2 protein-coding genes are annotated in these 1177 nt (G+C 62.4%); both read right to left on the bottom strand.

Annotation, left to right across the window (positions count from 1 at the left end; all coding sequences use genetic code 11):
- Nucleotides 1-388: 388 nt before the first annotated feature.
- Entirely contained in the window at nt 389-838 is a 450-nt protein-coding gene (locus tag E1281_RS39715) for a hypothetical protein (RefSeq protein ID WP_131884821.1), read from the bottom strand.
- 205 nt (nt 839-1043) lie between these two features.
- Nucleotides 1044-1160: an AraC family transcriptional regulator gene (locus E1281_RS39710; RefSeq protein ID WP_243717820.1), complete on the bottom strand. Its 117-nt coding sequence runs from the start codon at nt 1158-1160 to the stop codon at nt 1044-1046.
- Nucleotides 1161-1177: the final 17 nt, after the last annotated feature.

The raw sequence follows: 1177 nt of genomic DNA, 5'->3' as shown, positions 1-1177 counted from the left end.
GGTCTGGATCAACCCGCCACCCCAACCCCAGACCGACAACAAGCCACAAACCACCCACGTGGCCTGACGTCTCATCCGGTTTGACAGGTTCCGTGCCACTGGTTGTCTCCGTCCTGGACGACAGTGAGCGGCGACTTGACCTTGCACCCCGGCGAAACATACGTCGATGTGGCCGGGGTTGTGCCAGTAGGGGCGGGCGGCGTTGAGTTTGGCGGTCAGGGAGTCGATGAGCTGGCGCCTCGGGTACGGGGCCATATCCGGAGCCCCTGCCGCGTCCCGGCGCCGTCGACAAGCCCGCACGATCGGGCGGTCGGCGGCGCGCCCGCGTTCCGGGAGCTTCCCTCTCGATAGCGAACGTGTCAGCCCTGCCGTAGTAGGGCGGACGAGGTCAGTTGCAGAGGCTGATGTACCACACCGGCTTGAAATTCACCACATCGCTCGTCCAGGGAGATGTGGAATCAAGCACACCGTGTCGCCGGTTGAGGTACTTCACGGTCACGTTCTGATTGTTGTACACCAGTCTGTAGTTGTTGCCGTTGACGCCCCAGTTGGTAAGGGCGTACTCCGTGCACCTGTAGAACTGAAATCCAATATTCCGCCCGGTGCTGCCCGTCTGCGTAGTGCAGAATCTAGACTGTGGGCAGTTCGATACCCAGGTGGCGGGCGTGCTTCTGAGTGGGTCCTCCGTGTACTCGGCATTTGGGCTGACGCTCACCACGGCACCTGCGACCGCAGGCTTCTTGGTCACCGCCGCCTCACTGGGCACGGCAACGAACCCCCAGGTGACGAGCCCGCCACTGAGCGCCATTATCACGGTTGCCGTCTTGAGGTTTTTCATTACTGATACATCCTTTCGGTCACTGGTGACGAGCAACCGCCCCACACGTGGGCCACGTGGATCGCCGGACGTCTTACCTACGCGTTCAGCCCCCATGTGTTCACCACCTGTGGCCTGCTTCAGGTTCGGTTCGCCCGGATGGTCTTCCTCATTAGAGGATCCAGGACGTGGCCGGGCCTGTCGTTACGGATGAGTGCACACTTCTTTAGTGTGTGTGCGCTGTGGCGTACTGCCGGCGGAACTGGCGTGGTGAGAGCCCGTAGGCGGTGCGGAACGTCTGGCTGAAGTGTGCGGGGCTGGTGAATCCCCACCGGGCGGCGATGGCGCTGATGGGACGGG

The sequence above is a fragment of the Actinomadura sp. KC345 genome, assembly GCF_004348515.1.
Classification (GTDB): domain Bacteria; phylum Actinomycetota; class Actinomycetes; order Streptosporangiales; family Streptosporangiaceae; genus Spirillospora.
This window is presented reverse-complemented; position numbering and strand designations above follow the sequence as displayed.